The sequence below is a fragment of the Klebsiella michiganensis genome (assembly GCF_002925905.1).
Taxonomy (GTDB): Bacteria; Pseudomonadota; Gammaproteobacteria; order Enterobacterales; family Enterobacteriaceae; genus Klebsiella; species Klebsiella michiganensis.
This window is the reverse complement of sequence record NZ_PRDB01000002.1, coordinates 545,732-571,287: the sequence shown is the minus strand read 5'-3', so window position 1 is coordinate 571,287 and position 25,556 is coordinate 545,732. Positions and strand designations below refer to the sequence as shown.

At 53.7% G+C, this 25,556-nt stretch carries 22 protein-coding genes, 3 tRNA genes and 2 pseudogenes; 13 read left to right on the top strand and 14 right to left on the bottom strand.

Annotation, left to right across the window (positions count from 1 at the left end; translation table 11 throughout):
* Positions 1-16 precede the first annotated feature (16 nt).
* The 3 genes from fimI to CDA56_RS09835 all read right to left on the bottom strand — a co-directional run bounded on the left by fimI (position 17) and on the right by CDA56_RS09835 (position 1,711).
* A complete protein-coding gene (gene fimI, locus CDA56_RS09845; RefSeq protein WP_014838896.1) occupies positions 17-556 on the bottom strand; it encodes a type 1 fimbrial minor subunit FimI in 540 nt (179 codons plus the stop codon).
* A 72-nt stretch (positions 557-628) separates the two neighbouring features.
* On the bottom strand, positions 629-1,171 hold the full coding sequence (gene fimA, locus CDA56_RS09840) for a type 1 fimbrial major subunit FimA (RefSeq protein WP_014229989.1): 543 nt from the start codon (positions 1,169-1,171) through the stop codon (positions 629-631).
* A gap of 39 nt (positions 1,172-1,210) precedes the next feature.
* Positions 1,211-1,711, bottom strand: a complete 501-nt coding sequence (locus CDA56_RS09835; protein WP_009653324.1) for a helix-turn-helix transcriptional regulator — start codon at positions 1,709-1,711, stop codon at positions 1,211-1,213.
* A gap of 803 nt (positions 1,712-2,514) precedes the next feature.
* Here CDA56_RS09835 and CDA56_RS09830 point away from each other — a divergent pair.
* Both CDA56_RS09830 and CDA56_RS09825 read left to right on the top strand, forming a co-directional pair.
* Entirely contained in the window at positions 2,515-3,336 is an 822-nt protein-coding gene (locus CDA56_RS09830; protein ID WP_064358839.1) for a winged helix-turn-helix domain-containing protein, read from the top strand.
* Positions 3,320-3,805 carry a hypothetical protein gene (locus CDA56_RS09825; protein ID WP_014229986.1) on the top strand — a complete coding sequence of 162 codons (486 nt, stop codon included), beginning with the start codon at positions 3,320-3,322 and terminating at the stop codon, positions 3,803-3,805. The genes CDA56_RS09830 and CDA56_RS09825 overlap by 17 nt, the downstream gene beginning before the upstream one ends.
* 150 nt (positions 3,806-3,955) lie before the next feature.
* Here CDA56_RS09825 and CDA56_RS09820 read toward each other — a convergent pair.
* Positions 3,956-4,031: transfer RNA gene (locus CDA56_RS09820), tRNA-Asn, on the bottom strand.
* A 330-nt stretch (positions 4,032-4,361) separates the two neighbouring features.
* On the opposite strand from CDA56_RS09820, the gene nac reads away from it, so the two are divergent.
* The 3 genes from nac (at position 4,362) to ldtA (ending at position 7,356) form a co-directional block, all read left to right on the top strand.
* Entirely contained in the window at positions 4,362-5,279 is a 918-nt protein-coding gene (gene nac / locus CDA56_RS09815) for a nitrogen assimilation transcriptional regulator NAC (protein ID WP_046878091.1), read from the top strand.
* Positions 5,280-5,385: 106 nt separating this feature from the next.
* Entirely contained in the window at positions 5,386-6,336 is a 951-nt protein-coding gene (gene cbl / locus CDA56_RS09810) for an HTH-type transcriptional regulator Cbl (protein WP_103815219.1), read from the top strand.
* Positions 6,337-6,414: 78 nt separating this feature from the next.
* Positions 6,415-7,356 (top strand): L,D-transpeptidase, encoded by a 942-nt coding sequence (ldtA, locus tag CDA56_RS09805; protein ID WP_009653331.1) that lies wholly within the window; start codon positions 6,415-6,417, stop codon positions 7,354-7,356.
* A 121-nt stretch (positions 7,357-7,477) separates the two neighbouring features.
* On the opposite strand, the gene CDA56_RS09800 is transcribed toward ldtA, so the two are convergent.
* Positions 7,478-8,083 carry a glutathione S-transferase family protein gene (locus tag CDA56_RS09800; protein WP_047723405.1) on the bottom strand — a complete coding sequence of 202 codons (606 nt, stop codon included), beginning with the start codon at positions 8,081-8,083 and terminating at the stop codon, positions 7,478-7,480.
* Between the two features lie 179 nt (positions 8,084-8,262).
* Between CDA56_RS09800 and CDA56_RS09795 the strand changes: the two genes are divergently transcribed.
* On the top strand, positions 8,263-9,189 hold the full coding sequence (locus tag CDA56_RS09795; RefSeq protein ID WP_025106068.1) for a LysR substrate-binding domain-containing protein: 927 nt from the start codon (positions 8,263-8,265) through the stop codon (positions 9,187-9,189).
* 37 nt (positions 9,190-9,226) lie between these two features.
* On the opposite strand, the gene CDA56_RS09790 is transcribed toward CDA56_RS09795, so the two are convergent.
* Positions 9,227-10,225, bottom strand: a complete 999-nt coding sequence (locus CDA56_RS09790; protein WP_014229982.1) for an aldo/keto reductase — start codon at positions 10,223-10,225, stop codon at positions 9,227-9,229.
* Between the two features lie 100 nt (positions 10,226-10,325).
* Between CDA56_RS09790 and CDA56_RS09785 the strand changes: the two genes are divergently transcribed.
* Entirely contained in the window at positions 10,326-11,240 is a 915-nt protein-coding gene (locus CDA56_RS09785) for a LysR family transcriptional regulator (RefSeq protein WP_102803821.1), read from the top strand.
* Positions 11,241-11,401: 161 nt separating this feature from the next.
* Here the strand turns inward: CDA56_RS09785 and CDA56_RS09780 are convergent.
* Positions 11,402-11,688 (bottom strand): annotated as a pseudogene (locus CDA56_RS09780) (molybdopterin-dependent oxidoreductase); the annotation flags it as partial.
* A 3-nt stretch (positions 11,689-11,691) separates the two neighbouring features.
* Here CDA56_RS09780 and CDA56_RS09775 point away from each other — a divergent pair.
* A pseudogene (locus CDA56_RS09775) lies at positions 11,692-11,871 on the top strand (type II toxin-antitoxin system PemK/MazF family toxin); the annotation flags it as partial.
* Positions 11,872-11,923: 52 nt separating this feature from the next.
* Here the strand turns inward: CDA56_RS09775 and CDA56_RS09770 are convergent.
* Positions 11,924-11,999, bottom strand: a tRNA-Asn gene (locus CDA56_RS09770).
* Positions 12,000-12,005: 6 nt separating this feature from the next.
* Between CDA56_RS09770 and CDA56_RS31675 the strand changes: the two genes are divergently transcribed.
* The 3 genes from CDA56_RS31675 to CDA56_RS09760 all read left to right on the top strand — a co-directional run bounded on the left by CDA56_RS31675 (position 12,006) and on the right by CDA56_RS09760 (position 13,852).
* Positions 12,006-12,185, top strand: coding sequence for a DUF5951 family protein (locus tag CDA56_RS31675; RefSeq protein WP_219538927.1), 180 nt, complete (start codon positions 12,006-12,008; stop codon positions 12,183-12,185).
* Positions 12,186-12,193: 8 nt separating this feature from the next.
* Positions 12,194-13,651: an EmmdR/YeeO family multidrug/toxin efflux MATE transporter gene (locus CDA56_RS09765; protein ID WP_102803820.1), complete on the top strand. Its 1,458-nt coding sequence runs from the start codon at positions 12,194-12,196 to the stop codon at positions 13,649-13,651.
* 125 nt (positions 13,652-13,776) lie between these two features.
* Positions 13,777-13,852, top strand: a tRNA-Asn gene (locus CDA56_RS09760).
* A 760-nt stretch (positions 13,853-14,612) separates the two neighbouring features.
* Here CDA56_RS09760 and CDA56_RS09755 read toward each other — a convergent pair.
* Together CDA56_RS09755 and CDA56_RS09750 are read right to left on the bottom strand one after the other, a co-directional pair.
* Positions 14,613-16,067, bottom strand: coding sequence for an AMP nucleosidase (locus CDA56_RS09755; RefSeq protein WP_014229909.1), 1,455 nt, complete (start codon positions 16,065-16,067; stop codon positions 14,613-14,615).
* Positions 16,068-16,199: 132 nt separating this feature from the next.
* The gene (locus CDA56_RS09750; RefSeq protein WP_014229908.1) at positions 16,200-16,457 is read right to left on the bottom strand and encodes a histidine kinase; all 258 of its coding nucleotides are present in this window, start codon (positions 16,455-16,457) and stop codon (positions 16,200-16,202) included.
* Between the two features lie 169 nt (positions 16,458-16,626).
* Between CDA56_RS09750 and CDA56_RS09745 the strand changes: the two genes are divergently transcribed.
* Complete coding sequence (locus tag CDA56_RS09745) at positions 16,627-18,168, top strand: alpha/beta hydrolase (protein ID WP_103815217.1); 1,542 nt, start codon at positions 16,627-16,629, stop codon at positions 18,166-18,168.
* Here the strand turns inward: CDA56_RS09745 and CDA56_RS09740 are convergent.
* The gene (locus CDA56_RS09740; RefSeq protein ID WP_014229906.1) at positions 18,160-19,092 is read right to left on the bottom strand and encodes a nucleoside recognition domain-containing protein; all 933 of its coding nucleotides are present in this window, start codon (positions 19,090-19,092) and stop codon (positions 18,160-18,162) included. The two genes, CDA56_RS09745 and CDA56_RS09740, sit on opposite strands and share 9 nt — an antisense overlap.
* A 226-nt stretch (positions 19,093-19,318) precedes the next feature.
* Between CDA56_RS09740 and pagP the strand changes: the two genes are divergently transcribed.
* A complete protein-coding gene (pagP, locus tag CDA56_RS09735) occupies positions 19,319-19,894 on the top strand; it encodes a lipid IV(A) palmitoyltransferase PagP (RefSeq protein WP_025106074.1) in 576 nt (191 codons plus the stop codon).
* A gap of 34 nt (positions 19,895-19,928) precedes the next feature.
* Here pagP and CDA56_RS09730 read toward each other — a convergent pair whose 3' ends face one another.
* From CDA56_RS09730 to CDA56_RS09720, 3 genes are read right to left on the bottom strand one after another with little or no spacing between them, the layout of a single operon-like run.
* Entirely contained in the window at positions 19,929-20,852 is a 924-nt protein-coding gene (locus CDA56_RS09730) for an acyltransferase (RefSeq protein WP_165795146.1), read from the bottom strand.
* Between the two features lie 38 nt (positions 20,853-20,890).
* Entirely contained in the window at positions 20,891-23,953 is a 3,063-nt protein-coding gene (locus tag CDA56_RS09725) for an efflux RND transporter permease subunit (protein WP_102803818.1), read from the bottom strand.
* Positions 23,953-25,038, bottom strand: a complete 1,086-nt coding sequence (locus CDA56_RS09720; protein WP_103815211.1) for an efflux RND transporter periplasmic adaptor subunit — start codon at positions 25,036-25,038, stop codon at positions 23,953-23,955. Before CDA56_RS09720 ends, CDA56_RS09725 begins: the two co-directional genes overlap by 1 nt.
* Positions 25,039-25,556: the final 518 nt, after the last annotated feature.

Genomic DNA, 25,556 nt, shown 5'->3' with positions numbered 1-25,556 from the left:
CTGTTACCGGCGCTGATTACTGGTAGGTCAGGGAGAACCAGGCCTGAGCATTTGCCGCTCCTCCGGTGACCTGATTCCCGGTGGAACGATATTTGGCGACAAAATGCAGCGTCGTTGGCCCCGTGTGCAGCTGCGTCCATGCCCCTGCGGGCGCATTGAGCGGGATCTGACTGCCGGTTTTATCAAACAGGGCAACGCCAATGCCGGTCGCGATCCCCGGACCCTCGCCAACCGAGAGGACGTCCGGATTTTTACCATCGGCGACGCCGTGAAACGCCACGCCAACGCGCTGGCTCACGGCGGTACTGCACTCCTGCAGGTGAATATCGAAGGGGACGGGGTTGGTGTCCTCCCCGGCCGAATGAAACCGATTGCTGCTGATTTGCCCCATCTTGACCGTCATCTGCCGGTCGCCCGCTTCAACGCGGCAGGACTCGGCAATGACTATCCCCTGAAAGCGCATGTTCCCGCCGGGCAGCATGGTGTCCCACTGGTTTCCTGCCAGCGCCAGCGGTGGGAGCAATAAAATCAACAGACCAGACTTCATTCTTTGCATCGTTATCACCCTTACTCTTATTCGGATAACGGGCCGTCCTGGCCCGACGCGCTTCCCTGCCTGATGAAAAAATTACTCGTACTGCACTTTAAAGGTGGCGTCAGCGTTAGCGGTACCGGCAGTGGCTGCGGCAGTCGCGTAGTAGCGAGCCTGGAACGGGATAACGTTGGTGCCATCGTTCAGCGTGGTTTGCGCGCCGAAGGCGGCGCCATCCAGCGCCAGCGGGGTACCGGTACGGTCAAGGATCTGTACGCCGACGTTAGTCGCGCCGCCCGCGGCGGAGTTCTGCAGGGCCAGTACCGTTGGGTTGGCGCTGTCAATCGCCGTGCCGGTAAACGCGACGGAGGCTTTGGTGGCGACGGTGGTATCACAATCATTCAGCTGGATATTGAAGCCGACAGCCGTGCTGGTGTTGCCTGCGGTCGCCAGCTTTGCAGAACGAACCTGGCCTAACTGAACGGTCTGGTCGATAGAACCAGCATCGACTGCGCAGGCCGCGTTAACCACTTCCCCTTTAAAATGCACCGTACCGCCGTTCACCGTAACGGTATCGGCCAGAGCCGCAGCAGAACTCAGGGACAGTGCTGAAATAACGATAAGTGCTAATTTGTTCATGATAAAACTCCTGTTTATGAATAATCCTGAAGCTATGCTTCACTTAAAAAAACATTTATTGTTGAAAAATAACTTTTGAAACGTAATCCTGTTTTTACAACCTAATTTATTCATCAGGTTGCGGCGGTGCGTATAAATAGTCTTAAGTTTCACGCCAAACTCTTCTGCGATCTCCTGGTTGCTTTCCCCTCTGCTTAACATGCTTAACATCTGCTTTTCACGCAGGCTTAGCCGGTACTTTGTATGATAATTTCCTGAGGTTTCTTTCTTTAAAAAGAAATTCAGGATGCTTCTGGTATTACTTTTTTTGTCCAGTACGGTTATTTTTTCAAATAGCTCGGACTTATAAAAAGCTAAGTCGCTGGAGGCGAAGGCAACAATGTTTTTATTTGAAAAATAAATCCACTCCGAACCCGAAAGGTCGTTAGAGTCCAAATCTATAATCAAAAAGAAATTGTCAATAAACTCTACTCCAAGCAGTTCAATCAGGCCCAGAGTGAAATATTTATCCTTAGATAAAATATTAGTTGATAGATTCATATCTGAACGCGATCTCATCCTTGGGTTGACCTTTAACTCATCGTTAATAAAACCATTCAGCGAATTGAGAGTAATCTAACATCACCCGTCTCAATGAGGCATGCAGCTGAGGCTCTAAAAGATGTAACCACTACAAAGTTATCATTTTGTGGGTGTTTTGTTTGTGATTTTCATTGTAAGTGGCGTTAAAGGTTTATAATTTGTTTTTTTATAGGTTTTTGTAAATTAAAAATGATAGGGTTGAGTTATCATTAAGCTCTGAACAATAGGCACACTCTTTGTATTGGAATTTTCTTAGGGAACATTCCTTGATAAACGTCTGACATCTTTATCTTTAGCCAATCAGATTTCTTTTTATCTGCCTGTGTATATCCCTATAGAGGTGTCCGGATTCTCGCTTTTACGCTGTCTTCAGGACGCTAATTCAGGCGGTGAAAATATCATCCCTGGTCATTTCATGTATCAGGTAGTTAATTGCGTGATGGTATTATTTAATCATCATTTATCTCCTCGGTTCTCACAGCTTCAGGACGCGTTCAGCTCATACATCCCGAATGATGTTCTGGTGGTCTATATTGTTTCAGGCGCAAGGTTAGCTCAGATGGGCCTGGTTACGCCGTGTGTTTCGATGAAGGCAATAATAGCATTGTGTTTTTTTTTAGTTATATGTATTCTCTTTTATTGGTTTTTAGGTGTTAAAATTCAATTTACAATAAAGTTAAGGTTATTATCAGTATAAAATACTGCGCATGTGCCTGATGTGCGGATTGTGTGCGACTGAGGATTATTTGTAAGGCTGGTTTATGATCTACAAAATTCAAGGAACGATCCATTTCAGGAGCGATGACGGGCTGATATGGCTCGATGAAGACTCATGCGTCACGCTGACAGCCACCACAAGCCGCCTGCTTAAGTTCCTTTTAGACCACAGGGAGCATGTGGTTTACAGGAACGAGATACTTGAAAAAGTCTGGGATGCGCATGGGCTGCGGACCTCTAGCCATAGCCTCAATAAATATATTTCTGACCTGAGAGCCATCTTCAGGAATATGGGCTGTGTCGAGGAGATTATCGTTACCGTGCCCCGGGTTGGGTTTATGGTGTCCGCGAGCATACTGATTGAGAGGGTGGATAATTCAGCCCCTGTCATACGTAATGAAAACGATGCGGAAGCTATTGCGTTAAGCAGCAGCGGCTGTACACATAAGGGAACACGTAAATTTTCTGCGGGATGGGCAAAAAAGTCTGGCTATGCGCTGCTTGCGCTATTTGTGTTGCTTATCCTTTTCTGGAGCGTGAGTGCCGACCGATATCGCCTGATTTTTGCGGCTGGCCAGGATGAAGGCTATTATCTGGGAAGCATTGATTCTTGCCCGGTCAGAACTTTTAACGCCATACCGAATGAGCAACAGCAAAAGATGATGGTTCTGGTCCGCCAGCTGATCGCAAAGCAGAAAATGGTGTGCTTAGGCAACAGCGTTTTTTACTTTAATATTTCGGAATCTGTATTAAAAGCCAATGAGGGAAGGATTTTTTTGGCCCACTGTATCTACTCAAAAATAAAACCAGGTGCGCTGTATTCATGTGAGAACTACTATAGGCCTGATTATGAAATTCCTGAATAACGTTAAGGTAAAAAGCGTTTATGTTCTGTTGTCAATTTTATTTGCTGTTTTTGTTTGCGGCTGGCTGATAAATCATTTTCATCAGCAAAACGATTTTGATTGTTCCGCAAATTTGCGAATTGAATCGGGCTCATTTGGCTTTGATGCAAACTTTAAAACTTTCTTGCTGATGCGGGGAAATAACAGCGGCTATTTTGACGTTTCCGGAAAAGTGATCGTCGATAACGTCAAGTACAATGTCGAAAGATCGTATCATTTCATCTATGCAAAGAAAGCCAATAACATTTACCACTTAACCCAAACGACCATCTCGAAGCGGAAAGCCGACAATATGATCGAGGGAATGATGCAAAAAGTCTTTTTTAGCCCCGATCCGGACTCGGGTCGCTATATTAAGATACAAAAGATGAAAAATGGCTGGATCGTCCGCAGCCTGTACTCACCCTCGTTTATTTGCGTAAACAATTGATATTAATAAGTTATGGGGTTTTTCCTCTGTTACAGCCAGAGGAGTGAGGCGGGTGCAGAACGCGTGCGGGGGGTTACCAAAGAAGACGATCTGGCTGAAATGAGAGAGTAAGAAAGCAAAAAGCCCGCTCGAAAGCAGGCTTCTTAAATTTGGCTCCTCTGACTGGACTCGAACCAGTGACATACGGATTAACAGTCCGCCGTTCTACCGACTGAACTACAGAGGAATCGTGTGAACGGGGCGCATATTAACGATGACCATCCCCCTTGTCAAAGCCTGAATCACCTTAACTTGTTCGTTTGCCGACAATTTCAGCAGAGTGCCTGTTTTTACGGCATTGCGCCGCCGGATGCACCGTTGCGGTGCATTTATACCCCTAATGGGGCATACCGCAATCCGCTTACCGGGCAACAAAATCGCGGTTTGCTATCAGTATCCCTTATTACGCGGCCTGCAGCGGCATTTGCGTCCCTGCAAAAAAGCTGGCAAGCAAATTGCAAAACCTTCTGCATCTAAACGGCCAGTGTTGGTACTGGTGTTCCTTACAGGAGGCAAAATGAACTTAAGACGACTGAAGTATTTTGTGAAAATCGTCGATATCGGCAGTCTGACCCAGGCCGCTGAAGTCTTGCACATCGCACAACCGGCGCTGAGCCAGCAGGTTGCGACCCTGGAAGGCGAGCTGGACCAGCAGCTGTTGATCCGCACCAAGCGCGGCGTGACGCCGACCGAAGCGGGCAAGATCCTTTACACCCACGCCCGGACTATCCTGCGCCAGTGCGAGCAGGCGCAGCTGGCGGTTAACAACGTCGGTCAGACGCTAAGCGGCCAGGTGTCAATTGGGCTGGCTCCGGGCACGGCGGCTTCGGCCATTACCATGCCGCTGCTGCAAACGGTGCGTAACGAGCTTCCGGAAGTTATGGTCTATCTGCAGGAAAGCAGCGGAACGATCCTCAACGAGAAGCTTATCGACGGTCAGCTGGATATGGCCGTGCTCTATGAACGTTCTCCGGTCGCCGGGATCGTCAGTCAGCCGCTGCTGAAGGAAGATCTCTACCTGGTCGGAACCCGGGATTGCCCGGGGCAGAGCGTGGATTTGACGGCGGTTGCGGAAATGAATCTGTTCCTGCCGCGTGATTATAGCGCCGTTCGCGCAAGGGTCACCGAAGCCTTCACTCTGCGTCGACTGTCGGCAAAAATTATCGGCGAAATTGAATCCATTACCACCCTGACGGCGGCTATTGCCAGCGGCATGGGCGTCACCGTTCTGCCTGAGTCCGCCGCCCGTTCGCTGTGCAGCGCGGCGAATGGCTGGATGGCGCGCATCAGCACGCCGTCAATGAGCCTGTCGCTGTCGGTCAATATGTCGGCACGCGGCAGTCTGTCGCCGCAGGCGCAGGCGGTTAAGGAAATTTTAATGTCGCTGGTGAGCCGTCCGTCGCTGGAAAACCGTGAATTATTGTTAGTAAGTTAGGCTATATTCCTGAATGGAATAAGTTGCTGGTTTTTATTATTTGTTAGCAGGGACAACAGACTTTAACAATAGTGCATATGTTATGTCTGATAGCCCGGAGGAAAGGGTGAACTTCCAGCAACTCAAAATTATTCGTGAAGCGGCCCGTCAGGATTACAACCTGACGGAAGTCGCCAATATGCTCTATACATCGCAATCGGGCGTCAGCCGTCATATTCGTGAACTGGAAGAAGAGCTGGGGATCGAGATTTTTATCCGCCGCGGCAAACGCCTGCTGGGGATGACGGAGCCGGGCAAAGCGTTGCTGTCGATTGCCGAGCGTATTCTGAATGAAGCCAGCAACGTTCGTCGCCTGGCGGACCTGTTTACCAACGATGCGTCCGGCGTCTTAACCATCGCCACCACCCACACCCAGGCGCGCTATAGCATGCCGCCGGTGATTAAAGCCTTCCGCGAACTCTTTTCCGACGTACGTCTTGAATTAGTTCAGGGGACGCCGCAGGAAATTGAAGCGCTGCTGCACAACGGCGGCGCGGATATCGGCATCGCCAGCGAGCGCTTGAGCAACGACCCGACGCTGGTGGCTTTCCCCTGGTTCCGCTGGCACCACAGCCTGCTGGTCCCCAAAGATCACCCGCTGACCCAGGTGACGCCGTTAACCCTCGATGCCATCGCCCGCTGGCCGCTTATTACCTATCGCCAGGGGATTACCGGGCGTTCACGTATTGACGAAGCCTTTAACCGTAAAGGGCTGATGCCGGATATCGTATTAAGCGCTCAGGACTCCGACGTTATCAAAACCTACGTCGAGCTGGGGCTGGGCGTGGGGCTGGTGGCGGAACAGTCAGGCGACGCGCGGGAATCTGATACCTTTACGCGTCTCGATACCCGCCATCTGTTCGATGCCAATACCGTCTGGCTGGGCCTGAAGCGCGGTCAGCTGCAGCGAAATTACGTCTGGCGCTTTATTGAACTGTGTAACGCAGGGCTGTCGCTGGAGGAAATTAAACGTCAGGCGATGGAGCCGGAAGAGGCCGCAATCGATTATCAGATTTAGCAGGATGATAAATCAGATATGAGAGAGTAAACGAAGCTATAATTTATTCACGATTATCGCCACAAAGGAAGGGAAATTGTGCGGCGTGTGAAACTGCTTTGTTCTCTTATTATGATCCTCACCAGCCAGAGCGCTCTGGCGGTGAGCTACCCGTTACCGCCGGAAGGAAGCCGCCTGGTGGGCAGCCCGCTGACCATCACCATTCCGCAACACAATACCCAGCCGCTGGAGGCCTTCGCCGCTCAGTACGGTCAGGGCCTGAGCAATATGCTTGAGGCCAACCCCGGCGTCGACGTGTACCTGCCGAAGTCGGGCTCCACGCTGGTGGTCCCGCAGCAGCTTATCCTGCCCGCCACGGTTCGCAACGGGATCGTGATCAACGTGGCTGAAATGCGTCTCTACTACTATCCGCCCGATGGCACAACGGTTGACGTTCTGCCGATTGGTATTGGCCAGGCAGGACGCGAAACCCCGCGTAACTGGGTCACCGCCGTGGAGCGTAAGCAGGAGGCGCCGACCTGGACGCCCACCGCCAATACCCGTCGTGAATACGCCAGCCGTGGCGAAAGCCTGCCCGCGTTTGTGCCCGCAGGGCCGGATAATCCCATGGGCCTGTACGCGATTTACATCGGCAGGCTCTACGCGATCCACGGCACCAACGCCAATTTCGGCATTGGCCTGCGCGTGAGCCAGGGCTGCATCCGCCTGCGTAACGACGACATCAAATACCTGTTTGATACCGTTCCGGTCGGGACGCGCGTGCAAATCATCGACCAGCCGGTGAAGTATACCGCCGAGCCGGACGGCAGCCGCTGGGTTGAAGTTCACGAACCGTTGTCGCGTAACCGCGCGGAGTATGAATCGGACCGGAAGGTGCCGCTCCCTATCACGCCGGCGATTCAGGCCTTTGTGAAGGGCGAGGGGGTGGATGTGAATCACGCGGAGCAGGCGCTTGAACGCCGTTCAGGGATGCCGGTGGAAATTGGTCGTGCAGCACTGCACGCCGGTAGCGGTTTTTAACCCTTTCCCTCACGCCAGGCGATTTCTTCCATCAGGATAACGCGCCCGCGGTTGCCGGGCGCTCTCGGTTGTCGTGGCGATTCACGTTCAGGGTTTAGCTTCATCGCATTGAGCTGATGCTTTAGCTAAAGGGATGTTTTTTAAAGGCGCTATGGGTTTCAAATAATTCGGCAACGGACCGGATATGATTAAAGTCTCCCGCATGAACCACGTGAGGGATCGTTGACTGAATAAAGGTCCAGATAACCGTACTTGTTACGGCCACCTGATCGGGAACCGCGGCCGCCGGACGCTCCTCCAGTAGCCTGTTCCACTCCGTGCAGGCTGCCAGCAGCTGAGTCGTGATGCGCGCTATCCACGGATTATGCTGCTTTTCCGCCGGGCGCAGATTGTGTTCATAGACATTTTGTACCGCCTTTTCACCCGCGGCGAGAATAAAGCCCAGCGTTTGCAGATCGCTTGCCAGCGCGTCCGGCGCGACCGGCAGCAGCTTGCGCCCCGGGGCGGCCTGGGCTTCAAAATAAGAGAGTATCAGCGACGAATCCATCAGGCGAATTCCGTTATCCAGCACCAGCGTCGGCGCTTTGACCGCAGGGTTTATCCTGGAAAAGGCTTCAAAGCTGCTGAATACGGACAGCGGGTGACTTGCAAACTCGACGCCGTAGAGTTCAAGGGAAATCGCCACGCGCCTTACATAAGGCGAATCCATCATGCCAATAAGCTTCATCATGATTCCTGTTTTCCTGTGCTGGTGAAATAGGCTGGGGTTAATGCTTCATTGCCGGCGGTGAAGAAACAGTACAGTAAATTCGTCATGGCGAATATCTTCAGTATCTTACGGGTTGGGTTAGTATTACTGACAGATTGTGGGTCACGTTTTACGCGTCAGGTTGTGGGAGCGGTAACATGGCGGATTTTCCCCCTATTGCGAGTTTACGTAGTTTTGAAGCCGTGGCGCGTCTTGGCAGCGTGACGCTGGCGGCGAAAGAGCTACACGTTACGCATTCAGCCATCAGCCAGCAGATTAAAGTGCTGGAGGAGATGGTCGGCCTCAAGCTGTTTATCCGTCACGGCCGCGGCGTGCAGATTAATGAAGAAGGGCGGCTCTATGCCTTACAGGTCCGCGAGGCTTTGCACCATATTGCTGATGCCACCCGGCTGGTGCAGGTCAACCCCCGCCGGCAGGAGCTGACCCTGGCGATGGTGCCCTCGTTCGGCTGCCACTGGTTGTTGCCTCGCCTGGAACGGTTTCGGGAGAAATACCCCCATATCTCGCTGCGAATACAGGCGAGCCTGGCGATAACCAGCATGCAGCAGGAAGGGGCGGATTTGGCTATACGCATGGGAAAAGGCGACTGGGAAGGAACGGAGAGCCATTACCTTTTCTCCGATCAGCTTATCGTTGTGGCCGCGCCAACCTATAACGGCGGCGTGCTCCCCCGTACGCCGTCAGAGATAGCGAAGAGCAACATTATCTTTTCCATGGAGTCGTGGAAAGCATGGTGTATCAACGCGGGGCTTGAAAGAGAGATTGTGCCAGGCGGTTTGTGCATCAACGACTCAAACCTGGTGCTGGAGGCCGTCCGGCTCGGTAAAGGTATCGCGCTGGAACGCCGCTCTTTAGTTCAGGATGCGCTCTCCAGAGGTGAGCTGGTACAGCTTACGTCTTTCACCGCCCCTTATCCGTGGCCTTACTGGCTGGTTTCATCGCAGGGCGCAGAGCAGAAAAACGAAGCCGTTCTATTTAAGGCCTGGCTTGATGAGGAGGTTACCGCGTGGCGCCAGCAAACTGGCGCGGTGGAGGAGAGATGTGCGCGAGACGGTAAATCTTAGCTCCCGCCGGAAAGGCGGGAGAATTTATAGCAGGATGTTACTTATCGATTAAATGAAAATCACCCTGGGTATATCTTAATCCGTGAATATTGTCAGGGGTAAAGATGCGATCGATGAGTTTAATATCCACATCGGAAATAGCCAGGCTGGCCGCGCCGGCATTATCCTGCAAATGCGCGATTTGGCGCGCGCCGGGAATGGGGACAATATCATCGCCTTTACTCATCACCCACGCGAGAGCGAGCTGGGCCAGGGTACAGCGATATTTATCGGCCACATCCCGCAGCTGGCTGAGTAGCTGCTGGTTTTTCCGCATGGCATCGTGCTGGAAGCGAGGAAGATTGCGCCGAAAATCATCCTCGGCGAAGCCGGACCGATCGGTGATTTTGCCGGTTAAGAATCCACGACCCAGCGGGCTATAGGGCACAAATCCTACCCCTAATTCGCGGCAAGTTTTAAGAATGTTTTCTTCCGGCTCGCGGGTCCAGAGAGAATATTCAGTCTGAACGGCGGCGATCGGATGAACTTCACAGGCCCGGCGTAAAGTATTGGCAGAGACCTCGGAAAGTCCGATATGGAGAATTTTCCCTTCCTTGACCAGATCTGCCATTGTTCCCACTACGTCTTCAACGGGGACGGTGGGATCAACGCGGTGCTGATAAAGGAGATCAATAGTCTCGACGTTGAGACGTTTTAGGGAGCCTTCTACCGCTTCGCGGATATGTTCAGGACGGCTGTCAACGCCGGCCATACGCTCAAGCCCCTGACCGCCAGGAAGAATGCGGAAACCAAATTTGGTCGCAATCTGTACCTTATCGCGAACGCCTTTGATTGCTTTTCCGATCAGCACTTCATTCTCAAATGGGCCATAAACTTCTGCGGTATCAAGGAAGGTGACGCCCAAATCAACCGCAGCGTGAATGGTGTTAATTGCCTGCGACTCTTCGGCTCCGCCATAGGCAAAACTCATTCCCATACAACCCAGACCTAATGCCGACACCTGAAATTTGTTCTTTCCCAGATAACGTGTTTCCATTTTATTTTCCTCACTCGTACAATGTGCTGAAATATATACTTCCCTTTTCCACTCACAACAATTAATCTCTTTCTAATGCAGTATTTTACGGATGTTAACAATGAAAAATATTCCCGAATTGCAACATGTAGAAATGCTTATTCTTATTGTGAAGCATGGAAGTTTTCGTCAGGCAGCAAAAGAGTTGAATATTTCTCCACCAACGTTAACTATTGCCATAAATAATCTGGAAGAGAAACTGGGCGCGAGGCTTTTAAATCGTTCTACGCGCAGTCTTTCCCTGACCGCTATCGGCCAGGAGTTTCTGAATGACGTTACTCCTGTGCTCAATGACTACAGGCGGGTGATTGATAACCTTAATGAGCACAGAGCAAAGCCGGAAGGGGTGGTGAGACTAAATTTGCCACGCATTGTGCTGGATCTCTTCTTTCAACGTTACTTCGCACCGTTCAAAAATGAGTATCCGGATATTAAACTTGAGTTATTCACCACGGACAGAAAAGTCAATATTATAGATTCAGGATTTGATGCGGGTATACGCTATACGCAAGATGTGCCTAAAGATATGATTGCCATACCCTTTGGAGAGCCGCTATCTCTTATTCCAGTGGCGAGTGCGGATTTTATAAATAAATGCGGCGCACCCTCTTCACCAAAAGATCTCGTTAATTTCAGATGCATTAATCGTTGCTTTCCAGGTGGGGATCTGTACCGATGGGAGTTTATTAGCGCTACGGGCGTTATAACGGAAGTGGCTGTGAAGGGCGATCTGGTGATGGATTCCGATGCGGCGATGATACAGGCTGCGGAATCCGGATTAGGTATTGCCTTTGTATATGAGAATCTGGTTCAGGATAAAATTAAAGAAGGCGGGCTTGTCCGCTTACTGTCTGATTATCGTTATCCTGCCGATCATTTTAATATTTACTATCCGAGCCGCAAACATATCCCGGTCCCCCTGAGAACATTTATAACATGGGTGATGTCGATGAATAAAAATATCCTGGAGCAATAGCATGTGAAACGGCGGGTGAAAATAGACGGGATGAAAAACTGATTTTATCACGCTATTTTGCACGGTCGATACGCCTGACGCTTCTGCGGCTTTATCATCCGGTCGCCATCCCGCGCCGTTAGCGCTGCCCGCTTCCGTGATACCGGGGCAGTGCGAGCGCTAATACCGCTAAACCCGTTGTAGCCCCGATCCTCCCGGTAGCCGCCGGGGTTGGTATCGCTGACGAAAATGGCGGCGATATACCTGGCGTTTTTGAACCTCAGTTTGGTCGGCTCCCGTAATCGTAGCGGAAAACCATACTCCACAGCCAACGACTTACCGGCAAAATCCAGCGCCAGAAGGGTTTTCGGATGCAGCGCGGTGGCCATATCAAGCGATCCGCGCACTGAAAGTCGACAAGCGCGCTGAGATCGGCGCCGACATGCAGCAGGAAGCGCTTTAGCGGTACTTTGCTCGCACGGCTGGTTTCACCGTTTCACTGGAAGGGGCAGGGACAAAAACAACGGGCGTTATTCGCTGCGACCAGCCCAGAACCATTGATATGGCTGCCCGGAACGGCAAGCGGCTGGAACGCATACCAGACGCTGTGGTAAATGAAGTGCTTGCCAGGCTGGATGCAATTTTACGTTAACGCAGGACGCAGAAAAGCAAAAAGCCTGCTTCAAAAGCAGGCTTTTCTAATATGGCTCCTCTGACTGGACTCGAACCAGTGACATACGGATTAACAGTCCGCCGTTCTACCGACTGAACTACAGAGGAATCGTTGTGGAGTCGTATCTTAGCGGCGAAAAAACTTTTGTCAAACATCTATTCGCCGTCCGAGGCTCAACTGGCGCATCCATCAACAAATTGTCGCCATTATCGACAATTTATCGGGAAAAATGCTTTGCAGGATTAGCTTTTCTCTATCATCATTTGAAATGTAGTTTCAACTTTTCTCACTAAGGTCTCCCTTGAACGTCACCGCCGCATTACGCCAGTCCGTCGAACGCACGTCCTGGTTTAAAAAACGCAAGAGCTATCGCGTCCTCTACTGGCGTGAAATCAGCCCGCTTGCGGTCCCCATTTTGCTGGAAAACGCCTGCGTATTGCTGATGGGTGTGTTGAGTACTTTTTTGGTCAGCTGGCTCGGTAAAGAGGCCATGGCGGGCGTAGGCCTGGCCGACAGCTTCAATATGGTGATCATGTCCTTTTTTGCCGCCATCGACCTCGGTACGACCGTGGTGGTGGCGTTTAGCCTGGGCAAACGGGACCGGCGGCGGGCAAGAGCGGCAGCGCGCCAGTCGCTGGCGATAATGACCCTGTTCTCGATTATTCTCGCGGCGGTCATCCATGCCTTCGGCGCGGAAATCATTAATTTTGTCGCCGGGGATGCGACAGAAGAAGTAAAAGATCTGGCGCTGACCTATCTGGAGCTGACGGTGCTGAGCTATCCGGCGGCGGCAATCGCCCTGATCGGCAGCGGCGCGCTGCGCGGCGCCGGGACCACCAAAATTCCGCTGCTGATCAACGGCGGGATGAATATCCTCAATATTATTATCAGCAGCATCCTGATTTACGGCATTTTCTCGTGGCCCGGCATGGGGTTTGTCGGGGCGGGGCTGGGATTAACGATTGCCCGCTACATTGGCGCGGTGGCCACCATTTGGGTGCTAATGATCGGTTTTAACCCGGCGCTGCGCATTTCGCTGAAGAGCTATTTTAAGCCGTTTAACTTCGCCATTATCTGGGAAGTGATGGGCATAGGGATCCCCGCCAGCATTGAATCGGTTTTGTTCAACGGCGGTAAGCTGCTGACGCAGATGTTTGTTGCCGGGATGGGGACCAACGTGATTGCCGGTAACTTTATCGCTTTCTCCGTGGCCGCGCTGATCAACCTGCCGGGGAACGCGCTCGGTTCAGCATCGACTATTATCACCGGCCGACGCCTCGGAAAAGGGCAGATCGCTCAGGCGGAGCGTCAGGCGTGGCACGTCTTCTGGCTGTCGACCATCATTTTGACGGCGATCGCCTGGGGAACCGCGCCGCTTGCCGGCCTGATCGCCTCGTTCTATACCAGCGAAGAGGACGTCAAAGTGGTGGTGAAAGAGCTGCTGTGGCTGAACGCCTTCTTTATGCCGATCTGGGCGATGGCCTGGACGCTGCCGTGCGCCTTTAAAGGAGCGCGCGACGTGCGTTACACCATGTGGGTCTCAATGCTCGGCATGTGGGGCTGTCGCGTGGTGGCGGGCTACACGCTGGGGATTGTGCTGGGCATGGGGGTGATCGGCGTCTGGCTGGGTATGGTGCTTGACTGGGCGGTGCGCGGCGTTTTGTTTTACTGCCGGATGGTCAGCGGGCGCTGGCTGTGGAAGTATCCGCGAACGAAAGCGCAGGCCGACGAGACCCGCGCGCAGGTTGAAGAAACGTAACATGCGGTGGGCGAAACGGGACTTTTCGCCCAAAGTGGAGAATTATTCGGCAAACGGTTTGAAATGTGAAAACAGCCTTTGACAAGGTGGGGCGCCATCGATAATATGCGCCTCGTTCAAACGATTCCTCTGTAGTTCAGTCGGTAGAACGGCGGACTGTTAATCCGTATGTCACTGGTTCGAGTCCAGTCAGAGGAGCCATATTTAAGAAGCCCGCTTAAGGAAACTTAAGCGGGCTTTTTGCTTTCTATTCCATAGTCACGATGGTGGCAACGCCGGGGCACAAGAACATTCCCTGCGCACCGTCAGGGTCTTAAAACCAGGATACAATAAGGGAAATTAGCCCGATCGCGGCAGTCCAGAAAAAAAGAGTTGCTAATAAAATAAACAGGCGGATATTCCCTACGGTTAATTTCATAAAGCTGTCGTCCATACTTTTACGAAAATAGTACATTGCCGGTCGCGATAGATAAGCATATCCATGGTTGCTTACTGTCGACATGCGCAATTTTATCTCTGGTAATTTAGTAACAAGGTATTTGTTGCAAACAACCTGTCGCTATTAAAGGATGATTCCAGAGTAGAGTAGCGCCCATAGGTAACTCTTTGATTATTTTAATCTCTCCCTGGCGCTGGCTATTTTGTACCGCTTTTTTGTGACATGTGAATTTATCTAATTAATTTAATAGGTTACGAGACTCAATTCAAGTGTTAATCAGACCCCGGTTGAGCGTTTTATGACCACGTGGCAAATGATGCTTATATGTTAATAAAATGTTTATTTTTTAATTGGCATAGCAATAATAATATTGCGCGGATATACCATATGGATGTGTTCTGAGAAATTTTTACCCCTAACAAAAATAAACGCTTTATTTTATAACGCTCAGTCCGGCTGGTGGCCGCGTAAATATTTTACGCGATCCGGACTGAGTGTATTCTGCTCGTATGATATCAGCGCTTAGCGGAACGGCGGTTCGTTGAAGGTTCTCAGCTTGCGCGAATGCATGTGGTCGCCTTCGGCGCGCAGCAGGTCAATCGCCCGAATACCAATCTGCAAATGTTCGGAAATGGCCCCTTCATAGAATCGGTTAGCCTGTCCCGGCAGCTTAATCTCGCCGTGCAGCGGTTTATCGGAGACGCACAGCAGGGTGCCGTAAGGAACGCGGAAGCGATAGCCCTGGGCGGCAATGGTTGCGCTTTCCATATCGATAGCCACCGCGCGGCTGAGGTTAAAGCGCAGCGCTGAGGCCGAGTAGCGCAGCTCCCAGTTGCGATCGTCGGTAGTGACCACCGTTCCGGTACGCAGCCGCTGCTTTACCTCTTCGCCCGGCATGCCGCTGACCTGCTTCGTGGCGTCGTAGAGCGCGCGCTGAACTTCGGCGATGCTCGGAATAGGGATATCCGGCGGCAGCACCGCATCCAGCACGTGGTCGTCGCGCAGATAGGCATGGGCCAGCACGTAGTCGCCGATATTCTGGCTTTCACGCAGGCCGCCGCAGTGGCCAATCATCAGCCAGACGTCCGGACGCAGCACCGCCAGATGGTCGCAGATATTTTTGGCATTTGCCGGGCCGACCCCAATATTAATCAGCGTGATCCCCTGTCCGTCTTTGGTTATCAGATGCCAGGCGGGCATCTGGTGCTTTTTCCACGCCAGATCGGAAATCGCTTCCTCCGGTGCCTCCGTGTCCGCCGTTATCCAGATCCCGCCCGCGCAGGAGAGGGCGATATAGGGGCTCTCGGGATCGAGAATTTGGCTACAGCCCCAGCGCACGAACTCATCGACGTAGCGGGTGTAGTTGGTAAACAGCATATACGGCTGGAAATGGTCAACCGGCGTGCCGGTATAGTGGCGCAGGCGCGCCAGCGAGAAATCGACGCGGCGGGCGTCGAAGTGGGAAAGTGGATAGTATTCCGTCGAATGAAACAGGCCATCGGCGGTTTCATCGCCAATTTGCGACAGCTCGGTGGTGGGGAAAAAACGCGTCAGGCCGGCGCTCATTGAGCGATCGAGCGTGAGTTCAGAGCCATCAATAACGTACGGATAGGGGATCTCATGCTGCGACAGCCCGACGGTAATCGCGGCATCGTAATCCTGATACAGCATGGTGAGCTGCTCCAGCAGATAGGCGCGAAACAGTTTAGGGTTGGTGATGGTGGTGGTATAGCAACCGCTATGGGTGAAGCGACCCCAGGCCCGGGTTTTTAACGCTTTATGTTCCGCTCCGTCCCACGACACCGACAGCTGCGGGTAAACGAACAGTCCTTCCGCACGGGCGCTATTCTCGGGGAGGATATTATGGTGAATATAATCGCCGAGGGCTTTACGCAGCGCATTGACCGATTTTTCATAGAGCGCTTCGAGCTGCGTAAGCGCCTGTTCTGGGGTCAGCCTGGCGGCTTTCTGATTCATGACGTACTCCTTGTTTCTGCTCTGCTGACGTTTTGCTTAGTATGTCACAGACTGAAAAAGGCGCAGGACAATTTAACCCGCTTAGTTGAGAAAGTACTGAGATTAGAACCAGTTGATGCTGGGGGATGTCGATTAATGCGCGGTGATATTCGCGATGGCGCCCCAGCGTTCAGCGCTGAAATGCGTGGCGTTGAGCACTTTTAGGGTGATCGACTTATTGTCGTTAATGCAGTACAGGGCGTTAGCCAACGGCGTCAGCTTATCGCCCTCCTGTAGACGCCGGCCGCAGGAAGTGAGTTCCGCAATGATGGTTAGCTGGCCGCTTTGCAGAACCGCGTGGGTATGTGTAGACGTCGAGGCCTCGCGTAGTTTCTTAATCCACCATTCCATTTGTTTATTCCTGACCTGTTACACTCCGGCGATAATTCATGTTTGCTCCTCATCTGACAATAAGAACAGGCGGTTGGTTTAGTCTATGTTTAATAAGTGAATCGCAGGATCGGATTCCTTCTGCATAATAGCCCGCCCTGGCAGCTAAAGAGATAATTCGGACAGAAATATGGCAATGATGCGTTTTACCCGGCTGCTGAATAAGTCGGGATTAAGATTAGTCTCGGTGGCGAAAAAAGCCATCATTGGGCTGCTGGTGGTCGTGATCGTCTTTTTTATTGGCCGTATTTACGAATCGCAGCGCGGTCCGGCGCTGCACCGCTGGCATACCTGGACGGCGAATGAAATGAGCGCCAGCGAGATTGACCGCGCCACTTTTGCCGAATACCAGACGCGGGAAGCGGCGATTTTCCGCGATATGAAAAGCAGCATTACCGACACGCTGAGCGACGTTGAAAAAACGGCCATTAACCGCTTTTACTCGCAAAGCTTGGTCTATCCGGATAAGTTTCATCCCGACTGGAACCGTTCCTTTATTTTGCTGCCGCAGGGCAAACCGCGCGGCGCGGCGGTGCTGCTGCACGGCCTGACGGATTCGCCCTACAGCGTGCATTACCTGGCGCAACGCTACCAGCAACAGGGATTTGTCGCCGTCGCGCCGCGGCTGCCCGGACACGGTACCGCCCCCGGCGCGCTCACCGCCGTGGACCGCGAAGAGTGGATCGCGACGACCCGGCTTGCGGTGCGCGAAGCGACGCGGTTGGCGGGGGATGACGCGCCGCTGCACGTGGTGGGCTACTCCAACGGCGGGGCGCTGGCGCTGAAGTACGCCCTCGATAGCCTTGAGGATAAATCGCTGCGCCGGCCGCAGCAGGTCATCCTGCTGTCGCCGATGATTGGCGTTACCGCGTTTGCGCGTTTTGCCGGGCTGGCCGGTCTACCTTCTGTATTTCCGGCTTTCGCCCGCGCGGCGTGGCTGAACGTCGTCCCGGAGTTTAATCCCTATAAATACAATTCGTTCCCGGTGAAGGCGGCAAGGCAGTCATGGCTGTTGTCGCAGGCGCTGCAGCAGCAAATCGTGCAGGAAGCGCAGCGTCAGCGGCTTTCTGAACTGGCACCGGTGTTAACTTTTCAGTCGGTGATGGATTCAACGGTGAGCACCCGGGCGGTGGTGGATTCGCTCTATCGTTATCTGCCGGATAACGGTAGCGAACTGGTGATTTTCGATATTAACCAGGCGGCGAATTTGCGCGCGCTATTTCGTCCCTTGCTCTATTCGGCGGTCAATACGTTATTGCCGCCGGCGCCTCGGCCCTACGGCACCACGGTGATTACCAACGCCGCGCCCGACACCTACGAGACGGTGGCCCGCACCACGCTTGCCGGGACGCGAAGCGAAACCGTGACGCCGCTGAATATCGCCTGGCCGCAGGATATGTATTCACTATCGCACGTGGCGGTGCCGTTCCCGCTGACCGACTCGCTCTATGGCCGCGAACCGGCGGAGAAAAATCGCTACGGGATCAGCATCGGCACGATCTCGTTGCGTGGGGAAACCTCAACCCTGAGCGTCGGGCTGGATACGCTGATGCGCGTCACGTCCAACCCGTTTTTCCCATGGATGATGGCGCGCATTAACCATCATATCGCCTGTAGCGAGCAGGCGGATATCGCTGCCTGTCTCCGTTCGCAGGAGGCGGCCTCAGAATAGCGTGAGGTGCATCACGGTGCGGATGGCGATCCCGGCGATAGCGCCAATCGCGGCGAAGCGGAACAGGCGTACGAAGCGCGAGCTGACGCCCAGAAAGATGCCGATGCCGGGAAGATCGAACGTTTGCACTAGCAGGCCCGCCGAGGCGTTGATCTGGCTTACGGTCGCTTTACCCTGCTGGACGAGCTCGGAGACCACGCCGAAATAGGCCGTACCGCCGGCAACGCATTTGACCAGCGCCGGCAGCACGAAGTTAACCGGAATATTCAGCCACAGCAGCAGCGGCAGCAGCAGGCGCTGGAGCATCTCAATCAGGCCTGCCGCCTGCATAAATCCGACGATGGCCAGCGACAGGATCAGCATGGGCACCGCGCCGAGGGCCAGGCGGATGGCGTCGGCACCGGCGCTGTTGATAACGGCGATAATCCCCTGGCTATTTTGCTCCGCCTCAGGCAGCGCGTCGGCCCGCACGTTTTCAACCATCGATAGCCTGCGGCCGGCGATATGCCAGGTGACCGCGGCGGCGCACAGCCCGCCGACAATCGAAATGATGATTGAGGCCAGCCAGTGCAGGCCGAAGGGCGTTAACGGGTAGAAAACGTTGCCTTGACCCATGGCGAAAAGCATCGCCAGCGTGGCGGCCATATGCCGGTCCGAAGCGCCGCGTTTATCCATAATCGCGAGGGTCGCCAGCGGGGCGGCGAAGCTGACAAAATTCATCTGAATCAGGGCAAAAGCGCTCATCCCGGTTAAGCCGAACGGCTTAAGCAGCGGGGCGAGCCAGCGAACGATGGCGTCCAGTACCCCGCGGACCTCCAGATATTTCATCACGATGAGCATGACGACCATGATTGGCAACAGCGTATAAAGCGCCACATCGACGGAGGTTTTCCCCGCCGACATAATAATGCTGATGAAGTCCATCTATTTCTCAATCACTGCGGGCAGAAAGGATAATTAGCGCCATCATAATCCCAGCGGCAAGGAAATGAAATCACCGCGGCGGCGCTCTCTGTCCTGAAACGGGCGTTTAACTGGACTTGCAATTAGCCCGGGACGGTGCAGAAAATTTGTTGGTTGATATTTGCAAAGCCTGTTTTTTGTTCCCAAACTGAATGAACACCGGGCGACTTTCTTTAAGGATAAAACGATGCGACGTTGTCTGCGGCTAGCGTGGGGAATAGCGTTTATTTTCGCCTTGTCGGTACAGGCTGAAACGAAGGTCTATGGCGAGCAGCGCATCAGCGGCTGGTGGAGCTGGTTGAAAAACGACGTCTCGCAGACCTGGAATGAGCCGCAAAACTACGATTTATATCTGCCGTTTCTCAGCTGGCACAACCGCTTTATGTACGATAAAGAGAAAACGGATAACTATAATGAAATGCCGTGGGGTGGAGGTTTCGGCGTTTCCAGATATAACGCGGAGGGTAACTGGAGCTCGCTCTACGCCATGATGTTCAAAGATTCGCACAACGAGTGGCAGCCGATTGTTGGCTACGGCTGGGAAAAGGGCTGGTATCTTGATAGCCGTCGTGACTTTCGCCTGGGTCTTGGCGTCACCGCCGGGATCACCGCCCGCGATGACTTTGCCAACTACGTACCTCTGCCGATTATTTTGCCGCTCTTCTCCGCCAGCTACCGCCGTCTGAGCGTGCAGTTCACCTATATTCCCGGCACCTATAATAACGGCAACGTACTGTTTGCCTGGCTGCGCTACGGTTTTTAAATGCGCAGGCGGCCATGACCTGAACCGGCGAGCGTCAAATCGTAATCACTTTTTTGACCACCGAATTGGACAGCGCGAGCATCGAAATCAGTACCGAAGTGATAAACGTAAGGACAATCAGCATTAATTTTGTCCCCAGCGAGTTAATCGGGATAAACGCGGTGAGCAGGTGAAAAACGGAGTAGTGGAGAATATAGACGCCGGTCATCGTTTTGCTAATGGTGGCGAGAAGGGTCTCTTTAAACTCGCTGTTTTTGCGAAACCGCACGCCGTTGGCGGCAATAACCAGCGCAACCACCAGAACATAGATTTGTGAACCGGTCAGAATGAACGCATTTCTGTCGGCCTTAAACAGGGCGAAAAAGAAATGCCGCTCGTAAAACCAGGTAAAAAGGTAAATAAACGGAATGGCGATCATCGCGCCTTTGACCACTTTTTCTCGCCTGAGCCAGTCGGCGACCAGCGGGTCGCTGAACAGCTGACCGGTCAGATAAAACAGCAGCCAGGTCCACAGGCGGTACTGCGGCGCCAGGCTCAGCGCATGAACATCCGGGTACAGCGCGGACAAAAGATCGTAACCATACGAGAGCAGCAGCAGCGTGAACACCGCGGCAAAGAACGCTGTGCGTCTTTGGCTGAGCCACTCGATAACCGGGTGAAAGGTATAAATGACAATAAACGCAAACACAAACCACGGCTGGATAAGATAGCCGCGCTGGTAGGGCTCCCAGAGATAGTACACCGTCATCCAGAACAGAAAGACGATCACCACGCTTTTGATTTTGCCCAACTGCCATTGTGAGTCGTGGCGAGACTGTGAATCCAGATATCCCGCCACCACAAAAAACAGCGGCGTGGCGATAGTGGAAATAAACGTCAAAAACCCGAGGATCCAGTGATAGTCATAATCATAGCTATCCCAGGTGTTGTAAATGGTGAAGAAGGTCACCGCCGTCATGCATCCCAGCGTTTTAATAATATTTAATCCGGTACTGTTCATGGTTGTCGCTTCATATTCTGATTGTGGAAACAGGCGTAGATTACCGGCAGAACCAGCAGCGTCAGAATAGTAGCAAAACCCAGACCAAACATGATAACGACCGCCATGCTCTGGAAGAAAACGTCGAGTAATAAAGGCGCCAGGCCGAGCACGGTGGTGAACGCCGTCAGCAGGATAGGGCGCAGACGCGAAGTGGCGGCATCAATAATCGCCTCCTGCTGCGCTTTTTCCTGTTTCTGCTGTTCAATCTCTTCTACCAGCACGATGCCGTTACGGATCAGCATTCCGCTCAGGCTCAGCAGACCGATTAACGCCATAAACCCAAAAGGGATCCCGGTGATTAAAAAGCCCGGCGTTACGCCAATCAGCGCCAGCGGCACGGTCAGCCAGATGGCGATCGCATTTTTCAGCGAACTGAACATCAGGACGGTGATGACAAACATCACCAGGTAACCCAGCGGCAGGGTAGTAAACAGCCCCTGCTGCGCCTCGCTGGAGTTCTCCGCATCGCCACCCCACTCAATGCTGTAACCGTGCGGCAGAGCGAGCGCATCAATCTGCGGCTTCACGCGGGACAGGATATCCCCCGACGTCTGGTGGCTGAGCGGGTCGGGATCGGTCTGTACCGTCAGCACCCGGCTGCGATCGCGGCGCAGGATTAGCGGATCTTCCCATTCGAGGTGAAAGCCGCTGACCACGTTACTGAGCGGAATATACTGCTGGCGGCTCTGGCTCCAGACCAGCACGTTATTCAGGTGATTCGCGTCCTGGCGCTCGGCGGCGGGCGGGCGGACGATCGTCGGCAGCAGGTCGGCTCCCTCACGGTACAATCCAACGCGGCTGCCGGAGAAGTTCATCTCCAGGGCGTTATCAATATCCTGTTTATCAACGCCTAACTCGCGCCCAAGCGCGGGGGAGTACTGCGGACGAATAACTTTGCTACGGTTTTGCCAGTCGTTGCGAACGCCGTCGGTGGCCGGGTCCGCGGAGAGGATATCGCCAACCTGGCTGGCGAGCAGGCGCAGACGGTCGGGGTCCGGACCTTTAATCCGCACCTCGATGGCGCTGTCGCCGGAGGGACCGAACATCACGCGCTTCGTGCTGGCGTTTACCTGCGGGTAGTTGCGCGCAATATAGCGATCCACATGCTGCGTCAGGGCGGCAATGCTGCGCTGGTCGTCCATGCGCACCATGATCTGCGCATAGTTGCTGTACTGCCGTTGCCCGCTGTAGGTGAGGATAAACCGCATGCTGCCCTGACCGACGGTGGCCACGGTGGTGACCACGCCCGGCTGGCCGTTAATGGTGGTCTCAATATCGCTGGTCATCTTTTCGGTGGTCGCGATATCGGTACCGTAGGGTAGCCAGAGATCGACAAAGAAAATGGGCGTGTTTGACGAGGGGAAAAAGTTTTGCCGCACCGAGCCGAATCCCCAGATAGCGGCGGCCAGCAGCGCCGCCATGACGGTCAGCGTAATGGTTTTGCGCAGCAGAAGAGCACGCAGAGCCTGCTGGTACAGACGGTAAAAGCGCCCGCCGTACGGGTTGGCGTCGGCCCGCGCTACCGGCTGTGATTGATTTTTAAACAGCCACCATTTAATCAGCACCGGGGTAATGGTCAGCGCCGAGAACCAGCTCAGCATGAGCGAAATCAGCAGCACCTGGAACAGCGATTTACAGTATTCCCCGGTTGAGTCCTGTGACAGGCCAATCGGCGCAAAGGCGAGAATGGCAATCACCGTGGCCCCCAGCAGCGGCAGCGCCGAACGGCGGATCACGTAGTTAATCGCCATGAGCAGCGTTGACCCCTGCTGGCGGGCGATCAGCACGCCTTCGACGATGACGATCGCGTTATCGACCAGCATGCTCAGGGCGATAATCAACGCCCCCAGCGAGATACGCTGCAGCTCGATACCCCACAGGTACATGATCAGCAGCGTACCGAGCACGTTGAGCGCCAGCGACAGGGCGATAATAATGCCGCTGCGTACGCCCATAAAGATCAGCAGCACGCCAACCACAATCGCCAGCGCCATCAGGAAGTTGGTGATAAAGCCGTTGACCGAATGGGCGACTTCCGCCGCCTGATCGTAGAACAGGTCAATGTTGATCCCGGCCGGTTTTTCCGCCGACATCTGCTCCAGCTTGCTTTCCAGCGCGCGGCCAACGTCAATCACGTTAACCCCGGGTATAAACGACACCCCCATAGTGACCGCCTGTCGGCCGTTGGCGTGGTAAATGCTGGAAGGCGATTCGCTCAGCCCGCGCGAGAGGGTGGCAATATCGCGCAGCCGCGTCGCCGTTGCCGAGCCGTGCGGGCTGATTAACAGGTCGCCAAGCTCGTCGAGGTTGGCAAACTCGCCCGTGGGATGCAGGCGGATCGATTCGCTGCCGGATTTAATCTCACCGGCGTTAGACACCACGTTCAACCTGCTCAGTATCGCCGCCAGCTGGTTGAGCGTGATTCCGCGGGCGGCCATTTTCGCCAGCGAGACATCGATGTTGATTTGCTGGGGGATCGCCCCGCCGATGGCGACTTTGCCGACGCCGGGGACCAGCACCAGTTCACGACGCAGCTGCTCGGCATAGCGAACCAGCTCAGGGTTGGTAAAGCTCTCGCCGGAGAGGGCAAAGAAGAAGCCAAAGACATCGCCAAAATCGTCGTTCACAAACGGAGCGGCGACGCCGGGAGGGAACTGGCGGGTGGCGTCGCCCACCCGGCGGCGCAGTTCATCCCAGATTTGCGGCAGCTCGCGGGAGTGGTAGCGCGAGGCGATATTGACGGTAATTTGCGACAGGCCGTTGGAGGAAATTGAGCTGACGTTGTCGAGATACGGCAGCTGCTGCAGCGCGTTTTCCAGCGGCAGGGTGACTTCTTCTTCCACCTGCTGCGCCGACGCGCCGGGATAATGGGTGATCACCACCGCGGTTTTGATGGTAAACGCCGGGTCTTCCAGGCGGCCAATATTCAGCAGAGCGAAGATCCCGCCGATGCCCAGCAGCAAAATGGTCAGCCAGACGCGGACCGGGTTGTTAATAAACTGGCGGGAGATATCCATTACAAACCTCGTTCACGCGTCCAGATACGAACCGGCTGTTGCGCATGCAATTCGCTGACGCCTGCCGCCACTACGCGCTCGCCGACGCTGAGCCCTTCGGTAATCACCACGCCCTGAGAGGTCACCGGGCCCACGCCGACTTTTCTCTCTTCCAGCTTGAGCTGGTCGCCGCTTCCCTGTACCACCCAGACGTGGGGCTCATTGCGCGGGCGATTATCCGGGTTAAACACCGCTTCAACCGGCACCACCACCGCGTTTTGACCGGCGCTGGCGGGCAGGTTTGCCAGATTGACCGTCACCGTTCCGCTTACGCCGCCCACCGAGGGAAAGTCGGCCGGCCTCGGCATAGTCAGTATGATTTGCCAGGTGAGCGTGCTGCTGTCGCTGCTGCCAGTGTGCTCTTTATATTCAGCGGTAAACTGGCGGTCCGGCATGGCGTTAATTTTGACGACAGGACGATACTGCGCGTTGCGAATATCCAACGCGGTAAAGAGGTTTTCCGGAACGCTAAACACCACGTCGAGCAGATCGGTTCGCGTCAGGGTCACAATGGGCTGTCCGGCGGCGACAACCTGGTGGTTACGTACCGGCACGTTGGCGGCAACGCCGCTGAACGGGGCGGTCAACGTCATTTGCGACAGCTCTTCGCGGGCGATTTTCAGCGCGGCGTTAGCGGCGTCGCGGTTGGCCCGCTGGATATCCATTTCCGCCTTCGAAATCGCCTGACGCCCGGCCAGCGTCTGGAAGCGATCGAACTGCCGCTGGGCGAGGGTGGCAGCGGTTTGCCGTTCATTCACGCGCTGCTGCGCTTCCCGCGCGCTGAGCCTGGCAAGGGGCTGCCCCTGAGTAATAGCGGCTCCCTGACGCACATCAAGCGATTCAATCTGGCCGCCGCGTTTAAAAGATAAATCGGTGGAGTCCCCGGACTCAATGCGGGCGGGGAATACGCGCTGCTGTGAATCACCGATGGTAACCACCTCGGCGACTTTAACCATCCGCGGTAGCGGGGTAATTTGAGGCGCTTTCCGATCGCAAGCCGTTGTTATTAAAATAACAAGCGGAATGAGAGAAAAATAACGGTTCACTGTATTCCCCTCGAAGTAAAAGGCTATGTTTTACATATTATTCACAATCGCTGTATTTATTCAGCGAGGGCCGAGACAACGAAATAGGTAATTAAACCGGTAGCCGTACAGGCGATTATTGCCAGGGCAATAAACAGGCTCAGGCGAAACAGACTGTAACCGAACATCGTTCCTCCTTTAGCGCTAACGCTTAGCTAAGTAAATTCTTATCGTAATAATTATTGTGGGGCGACAGAAAGTGAACAAGCCACTGATAATGAGGATAGTCGTAGTAAAACGGAAATGTTAAAAAGAGCAAAAATTACGGCGATGGCGACGATTTTACGGGGTTTGTAGTCGAATTGTCTGGCTGCGCCTGACTCTGTGATATTTTTCAATATATTAATTGGCGACTTAATAATGTTTATCGTGGTGTGCTACGTTTAATTATACCTACACGTCTTGCAGATTTTGTTCTTGAGATCTTTTCCTCAGCGCCATTGCCCGGGCTGTTTTCACCACCTTTTTTTATAGGTAAT